Origin of the sequence: Oerskovia sp. NPDC056781, from assembly GCF_042789955.1 — a bacterium.
Taxonomy (GTDB): domain Bacteria; phylum Actinomycetota; class Actinomycetes; order Actinomycetales; family Cellulomonadaceae; genus Oerskovia; species Oerskovia rustica.
Map to the genome: position 1 here is coordinate 1 of NZ_JBHUAD010000200.1, position 7,493 is coordinate 7,493.

Annotated in this window: 7 protein-coding genes; all 7 read right to left on the minus strand. The window is 71.9% G+C overall.

Annotated elements, in window-relative coordinates:
• Window positions 1-100: 100 nt before the first annotated feature.
• The 7 genes from pdxS to thrS all read right to left on the minus strand — a co-directional run bounded on the left by pdxS (window position 101) and on the right by thrS (window position 7,342).
• Window positions 101-1,024 carry a pyridoxal 5'-phosphate synthase lyase subunit PdxS gene (pdxS, locus tag ACFRCR_RS14885; RefSeq protein WP_206053308.1) on the minus strand — a complete coding sequence of 308 codons (924 nt, stop codon included), beginning with the start codon at window positions 1,022-1,024 and terminating at the stop codon, window positions 101-103.
• Window positions 1,025-1,145: 121 nt separating this feature from the next.
• Window positions 1,146-1,817 carry a hypothetical protein gene (locus ACFRCR_RS14890; RefSeq protein WP_377678590.1) on the minus strand — a complete coding sequence of 224 codons (672 nt, stop codon included), beginning with the start codon at window positions 1,815-1,817 and terminating at the stop codon, window positions 1,146-1,148.
• The gene (locus ACFRCR_RS14895) at window positions 1,814-3,025 is read right to left on the minus strand and encodes a glycosyltransferase family 4 protein (protein ID WP_377678595.1); all 1,212 of its coding nucleotides are present in this window, start codon (window positions 3,023-3,025) and stop codon (window positions 1,814-1,816) included. Before ACFRCR_RS14895 ends, ACFRCR_RS14890 begins: the two co-directional genes overlap by 4 nt.
• Window positions 3,026-3,027: 2 nt before the next feature.
• Window positions 3,028-4,014, minus strand: coding sequence for a phosphatidylinositol mannoside acyltransferase (locus ACFRCR_RS14900; protein ID WP_377678596.1), 987 nt, complete (start codon window positions 4,012-4,014; stop codon window positions 3,028-3,030).
• 1 nt (window position 4,015) lies between these two features.
• Window positions 4,016-4,666: a phosphatidylinositol phosphate synthase gene (pgsA, locus tag ACFRCR_RS14905; RefSeq protein ID WP_377678591.1), complete on the minus strand. Its 651-nt coding sequence runs from the start codon at window positions 4,664-4,666 to the stop codon at window positions 4,016-4,018.
• Entirely contained in the window at window positions 4,667-5,242 is a 576-nt protein-coding gene (locus tag ACFRCR_RS14910) for an HIT family protein (protein WP_377678598.1), read from the minus strand. It abuts the gene before it with no gap.
• 75 nt (window positions 5,243-5,317) lie between these two features.
• Complete coding sequence (thrS, locus tag ACFRCR_RS14915; RefSeq protein ID WP_377678593.1) at window positions 5,318-7,342, minus strand: threonine--tRNA ligase; 2,025 nt, start codon at window positions 7,340-7,342, stop codon at window positions 5,318-5,320.
• Window positions 7,343-7,493: the final 151 nt, after the last annotated feature.

Below are 7,493 nucleotides of genomic sequence, written 5' to 3' on the forward strand. Positions count from 1 at the left end.
GGTCGGGGCGTGGCCGACGGGCCGGTCGGGGGGGCTCGTCACGAGGAGGTCACGGGGGCGTGGCCCCGGGGCTCCGGGACGGCCCGACCGGCCCGCGGGGTCACCAGCCGCGCTCGGCGAGGCGGTGAGGGACGGGGATGTCGTCGACGTTGATGCCGACCATGGCCTCGCCCAGGCCGCGCGAGACGTCCGCGAGGACGGCCGGGTCGTCGTAGAACGTGGTGGCCTTGACGATCGCCGCGGCACGCTGGGCGGGGTTGCCGGACTTGAAGATGCCCGAGCCGACGAACACGCCCTCGGCGCCGAGCTGCATCATCATGGCCGCGTCGGCCGGGGTCGCGATACCGCCCGCGGTGAACATGACGACGGGCAGCTTGCCCGTCGCGGCGATCTCCTTGACGAGCTCGTACGGCGCCTGGAGCTCCTTCGCGGCGACGAACAGCTCGTCCTCCGGCAGGGAGGTCAGGCGGCGGATCTCGGCGCGGATGGTGCGCATGTGCGTCGTCGCGTTGGACACGTCGCCCGTGCCGGCCTCGCCCTTGGAGCGGATCATGGCCGCACCCTCGGTGATCCGGCGCAGGGCCTCGCCCAGGTTCGTCGCGCCGCACACGAACGGCGCGTCGAACGCCCACTTGTCGATGTGGTTCGCGTAGTCGGCCGGGGTCAGGACCTCGGACTCGTCGATGTAGTCGACCCCCAGGGCCTGCAGCACCTGCGCCTCGACGAAGTGGCCGATGCGCGCCTTGGCCATGACGGGGATCGACACGGCCGCGATGATGCCGTCGATCATGTCGGGGTCGCTCATGCGCGAGACGCCACCCTGGGCGCGGATGTCCGCCGGGACGCGCTCGAGGGCCATGACGGCCACCGCACCGGCGTCCTCCGCGATCTTCGCCTGCTCGGGCGTGACGACGTCCATGATGACGCCGCCCTTGAGCATCTCGGCCATGCCGCGCTTGACCTTGGCCGAGCCGACGACGTCGGTCACCTGGGGGCTGTTCTCGCCGGAATTCTCCACGGACACCGCGAAACCTCGAATCTTCACGTTGGGACGCACGAGCAGGGGTCACGCTCGTGCCGCCGACATGCTTGCACGTCACCCCCAGTCTACGGAGGCGCGCTCACCCCTCGGGCACCGGCACCGCTCAGGGGTTGCGGTCCAGCGCCGGCGGCCACGCGTCGTCCAGCTCGACCGTGACCGGCATGGGCGCGTGCCCCGCCAGGGAGAACGCCCGGGCGTACCAGGTGCGGCGCAGGCGCTGCGTCTGCGCGACCGCCTCGTTGTGGAACCGGCGGGCGATCTGCGCCCGGTACCAGGCCCCCGCCAACGCGGCCAGCAGCTCCGCCCCCGCCGGCGACGCCCGGATCTCCGCGACCTCCTGCGGGTCCTCGAGCGCCCCGCGCAACGTCGCCGACAGGTCGCTCTCCGCCATCGCCCGCGCCATCCCCACCCCCGCCAGCAGGCGAGGCGCCCGCACCACGGGCGTGCCGCCGTCGGGCCCGCGCACCCCCTCCGGGGCCGCCACCAGCTCCGCCAGGCCCGGCACCGCCGCCGCGACCTCCCGCATGCGCAGGTCGTCGTCCAGGACCGCGTACGCCGCCTCCGCGACCAGGACCGAGCTCGCCGGGTCCAGCTCCCCCGCCCGCGCCAGGTCCAGCGCCGTCGACGCCCGCCGCTCGAGCTGCGCGTCCAACGCCAGCCGCGACGCCATCACCTTGCGGTGCAACCGGTCCAGGCGCGAGGCCGCGACCCACAGGGCCCACCCCGCCACCAGCACCACCGCCACCACGATGATGGCGATCTCCGACCACGTCACGACGGGCTCCTCTCCTGCTCCGGGCGGGGCCACAACCCCAACCGGCGACCGCCACGCAGCGACGCCGGGTCCTCGTGCACCGGGATCACCGCGTCCGACGCCGCCAACGCCATCTCGTACACCGCGAGCACCTCCGCCGTCACCGTCGACCAGTCGAACCGGCGCACGAACGAGATCGCCCGCTCGCAGTACCGCTCCCTGCCGCCCGGGTCCGCCAGCACCCGCACCACCGTCTCCGCCAACGCGACCGAGTCCCCCACCGGGAACAACGCCCCCGCCTCCCCCTCGTCCAGGACCCGGCGGAACGCCCCCAGGTCCGAGGCCACCACGCACGCCCCCGCGCTCATCGCCTCCACCAGCACGATCCCGAAGGACTCCCCGCCCGTCTGCGGCGCGATGTACAGATCCACCGACGACAGCAGCGACGCCTTCTCCTCGTCCGAGATCGACCCCAGGAACTCCACGGCGCTCGCGGCCTCGCCCAACGCCTCCAGGGCGTCCGCGCGCCCCTGGTCCCCACGACCCGCGACCAGGAAGCGCGCCCCCGGGACCTGCTCCAGGATGCGCGGGATCGCGGCCGTCAGGACCGGCAGGCCCTTGCGCGGCTCGTCCAGGCGCCCCAGGAACGCGATCGTCGGCGCGTCCGGGGTCCCCTGCCACTTCGCGGACGGCTCCGCGTCGGCGAACGTGTCGACGTACACCCCGTTCGGGATCACGACCGCGTCACCACCCATGTGCTCCACGAGCGTGCGCCGCGCGTCCTCCGAGACCGCGATGCGCGCCGAGATCTTCTCCAGGCTCTGGCGCACCAACGGGTACACCACCTGCAACGCGCGCGAACGGATCAGCGCCGTGTGGAACGTCGCCACGATCGGACCCTGCGCGATCCACAGCGCCAGCATGCTCAACGACGGCGTCACCGGCTCGTGCAGGTGCAGCACGTCGAACTGGCCCGCGTCCAACCACCGGCGCACCCGCGCCGCCGTGACCGGACCGAACGTCATGCGCGCCACCGACCCGTTGTACTTCACCGGCACCGCACGACCAGCGGACGTGATGTAGTCCGGGATCGGGGTGTCCTCGTCCGCAGGGGCCAGCACCGACACCTCGTGCCCCTGCGCCATGAGCGCCTCCGCCAGGTCCCGGATGTGGAACTGCACACCCCCCGGGACGTCGAACGAGTACGGGCACACGATCCCGACCTTCAGGCTCATGCCGAGCCCACCGCCCCTCCACCCGTCGAACCCTGCGCGTCCTTCGCCCGTGTCCGGGCGTACCGGTCCGGGTCCAGGTCCGCCACGAACACCTTCTGCAGCATGTGCCAGTCCTCCGGGTCCGCGGCCACACCCTCCGCCAGCTGGTCGACCCACGCCTGCGTCACCGCCGCCACCCGCTCGCTGCGCGGCACACCGTCCGGTACCGCGACCGGCGGGAAGAACCGGATGACGATCCCCCACGGCGTCCCCGCCGCCCGCCGCCGGGGCCCCGTCAGCCGCTCGTACCGGATCGACGCCGTCAACAACGGCGCCCCCGTCGAGACCGCCAGCGCCGCCGGCCCCGCAGCCACCCGGGCCCGCTCACCGAACAGGTCCACCTCCACGCCGCGCTCCGTCAGGTCACGGTCCGCGAGCAACGGGATGAGCTTGCCCGGCCCCCGCGCACCGCGCATCAGCTCACGGAACACGTCCCCGTCCCCCAGGGCCAGGATCTCGATCCCCAACGAGTTCCGGAACGCCAGGAACTCCTGGAACAGCTCCTCGGGCTTGAGCCGCTCAGCGACCGTCAGCACCGGCGCGATGTGCGGCGTCGCGTACGCCCCCGCCAGGTCCCAGTTGCCCATGTGCCCCAGCGCCAGCAACGGCGTCACCCCCTGCGACGTGAACTGCAGGCAGTTCTCGAACCCCTCCAGCCGCACCCGCGCCTCGATCTGCGCAGGCGACGCCGCGGGCAACGTGAACGCCTCCCGGTAGTACCGCATGTAGGACCGCATACCCGCCCGGCTCAACCGGCGCAGCCCCCGCGCGTCCAGGTCCGGACGCACCCGCGCCAGATTCCTCTCCAGCTGCGGCACACCCCCCTTGCGCGACGCCCACGCCACGTCCGCGATCACCGTGAACAACCCGCGCAGCACCGGCTCCGGCACCTTGTGCGCGTTGCGCCACGCGAACGTGAACGCCTTGTCCGCACTCACCCCCACCTCAGGCACCACCCTCGGACGCCGCAGCACCCTCCGACGGGGCACCCCCCGCAGCAGCGACCGCCTGACGACGCACCGTCGCCATCCGCTGCACGACCGTCACGGCGCTCGCGGCCGCGAGCAGGCCCAGGACCACGACCAGCACCGTCACGGGCAGACCCAGACCCACGAGCCCCGCCGCGACGAGCGTCACGACCAGACGGTCGGCACGCTCCGCGATCCCCACGGCGGCCGTCATGCCCAGCCCCTCGGCCCGGGCCCGCGCGTACGGGACCACCGACCCCAGGACAAGGCACGCGAGCCCCGCCGTGATGCCCCATGTGTCGTCCGTGCGCACGAACCACACGATCAGCCCCGTGAAGATCGCGGCGTCCGCCAGCCGGTCCAGCGTCGAGTCCAGGAACGCCCCCCACGGACCCGAGCGCCCCGACAGCCGTGCCATCACACCGTCGAGAGCGTCCGAGAACGCGAAGACCATGATCGCCATGGTGCCCGCGAACAGGTGCCCCGTCGGGAACAGCCACAGCGCGGACGCCACGACCCCGAGCGTCCCCACGATCGTGACCGCGTCCGGGGACACCCCGATGCGCAGCAGGAACGCCGCGATCGGCGTGAACAACTTCGTCACGACGGCGCGCAGCCGACCGAACATCTAGCTCTCCTCGGAAGTGGGCGCCACCGGCGCCACGTCGTTCTCGTCCGCCACGGCGGCCTGGTCAGGTGCCACGGACGGCGCCGCACCCCACGCCGCCGCCAACCGGGCCCGGGTGTCCCCCAACAGCTCCGGCACCGCCTTGGTGTGCGCCACGATCGGCAGGAAGTTCGCGTCCCCCGACCAGCGCGGCACCACGTGCTGGTGCAGGTGCGCCGCGATACCGGCCCCCGCGACAGCTCCCTGGTTCATGCCCAGGTTGAAACCGTCAGGACCCGACACCGCACGCGTGACCTGCATCGCCCGCTGCGACAACCGCGCCAGCTCGTCGGTCTCCTCGGGCGTCAGCTCCGTGTAGTCCGACACGTGCCGGTACGGGCACACCATCAGGTGCCCCGGGTTGTACGGGTACAGGTTGAGCACCACGAAGCACCACGTGCCCCGCGCCACCACCAACCCGTCCTCGTCGGACAGCGCAGGGACCCGGCAGAACGGGCACGACGACGACCGGTCGTCGACCGGCTTGTCCTGCCCACCGATGTAGACCATCCGGTGCGGGGTCCACAACCGGTCCATCCCGTCGTCGAACCGAGGATGCCCCTCCGGGCCCTCGACCGAGTACCCGGCCCCTGCGCCGTCCGACGTCACGCGTCAGACCTGGCTGCGCTCGCGGACCGCAGACACGATCCGCTCGATGGCCTCGGCCACGGGCACGCCGTTGTCCTGGCGCCCGTCGCGGTACCGGAACGACACCGCGCCGGCCTCGACGTCCTCGCCGCCGGCGATGAGCACGAACGGCACCTTCTGGGTGCTGGCCGTGCGGATCTTCTTGCCGAAGCGGTCGTCCGAGTAGTCGACCTCGGCACGGATCCCCTGGGCCCGGAGCTGGGCGACGACGTCTGCCAGGTAGTCGTTGAAGGGCTCGGCGACCGGCACGGCGACGACCTGGACCGGCGCGAGCCAGGCCGGGAACGCGCCCGCGTAGTGCTCGGTGAGCACCGCGAAGAAGCGCTCGATCGAGCCGAACAACGCGCGGTGGATCATGACGGGGCGCTGACGCGTGCCGTCCGAGGCCTGGTACTCGAGGTCGAACTTCTCCGGCAGGTTGAAGTCGAGCTGGATGGTCGACATCTGCCAGGTGCGGCCGATCGCGTCCTTGGCCTGGACCGAGATCTTGGGGCCGTAGAACGCGGCGCCGCCCGGGTCCGGCACGAGGGCCAGGCCCGACTCCTCGGCGACCTGACGCAGCGTCTCGGTCGCCTCATCCCAGGCGTCGTCCGTGCCGACCGACTTCTCGGGGTCGCGCGTCGAGAGCTCGAGGTAGAAGTCGTCGAGCCCGTAGTCCTTGAGCAGGTCGAGGACGAAGTTGAGCGCGTCGGTCAGCTCGGACTTCATCTGGTCGCGCGTGCAGTAGATGTGCGCGTCGTCCTGGGTGAAGCCGCGGGCCCGGGTCAGACCGTGCACGACGCCCGACTTCTCGTAGCGGTAGACCGTCCCGAACTCGAAGAGGCGCAGCGGGAGCTCACGGTACGAGCGGCCGCGCGCGTCGAAGATCAGGTTGTGCATGGGGCAGTTCATGGGCTTGAGGTAGTAGTTCTGCCCGGCGCGGCGCAGCGTGCCGTCGGCGTCGCGCTCCTCGTCGAGGTGCATGGGGGGGTACATGCCCTCGGCGTACCAGTCGAGGTGCCCGGAGACCTGGTACAGCTTCTCCTTGGTGATGTGCGGGGAGTTGACGAACGAGTAGCCCGCCTCGATGTGCCGCTTGCGCGAGTACTCCTCCATCTCGTTGCGGATGATCCCGCCCTTGGGGTGGAAGACCGCGAGGCCGGAGCCGATCTCGTCCGGGAACGAGAAGAGGTCGAGCTCGACGCCCAGGCGACGGTGGTCGCGGCGCTCGGCCTCGGCCAGGCGCTCGGTGTAGGCGCGCAGCTCGTCCTTGGTGGGCCAGGCCGTGCCGTAGACGCGCTGGAGCTGGGGGTTCTTCTCGCTGCCGCGCCAGTAGGCGGCGGCGCTGCGCATGAGCTGGAAGCCGTTGCCGACGAGGCGCGTGCTGGGCAGGTGCGGGCCGCGGCACAGGTCCTTCCAGGCCACGGAGCCGTCGCGACGCAGGTTGTCGTAGATGGTGAGCTCACCGGCACCGACCTCGACCGACACGCCCTCCCCTGCCTCATCGTCGACCGAGCCGGAGCCCTTGAGGCCGATCAGCTCGAGCTTGTAGGGCTCGTTCGCGAGCTCGGCGCGCGCCTCGTCCTCGGTCACGACGCGACGCTTGAACGTCTGGCCGTCCTTGACGATGCGGGCCATCGCCTTGTCGAGGGCCTTGAGGTCGTCGGGGGTGAACGGGGTCTCGACGTCGAAGTCGTAGTAGAAGCCGTCGCGGATGGGCGGGCCGATGCCGAGCTTGGCGTCGGGGTTGACCTGCTGGACGGCCTGGGCCAGGACGTGCGCGGCGGAGTGGCGCAGCACGTCGAGCCCGTCGGGCGAGTCGATGGTCACGCCCTCGACCTCGTCGCCCTCGGCGACGGCGGTGTCGAGGTCCTTGAGCTGACCGTTCACACGCAGGACGACGACGTCGCGGCGACCCTGGAACAGGTCCACGCCGGTCGTCCCCGTCTCCACCGTGGTCCGTTCCCCGTCGAGAGTGATGGACAAGGGTGACGAGAGAACGTCTGACACGGTGCGCGCTCCTAGCGGCTCGACAGGGCAGTGGAAAGGGGGGCGCCCGACGGCGGCGCCCCCCCCTGTTAACCCCCCCCGCCCGGCGCGGGGGGAACCCCCCCCCCCCCGCGTTAGCGTACATGGCCGTAAAGGCCCGGGCGGGGGCGGG

Bases quoted from the DNA above. Each gene is read 5' to 3' on its own strand.
- pgsA (WP_377678591.1), bottom strand. From the start codon at position 4,666: ATGTTCGGTCGGCTGCGCGCCGTCGTGACGAAGTTGTTCACGCCGATC.
- ACFRCR_RS14910 (WP_377678598.1), bottom strand. From the start codon at position 5,242: ATGGACCGGTTGTGGACCCCGCACCGGATGGTCTACATCGGTGGGCAG.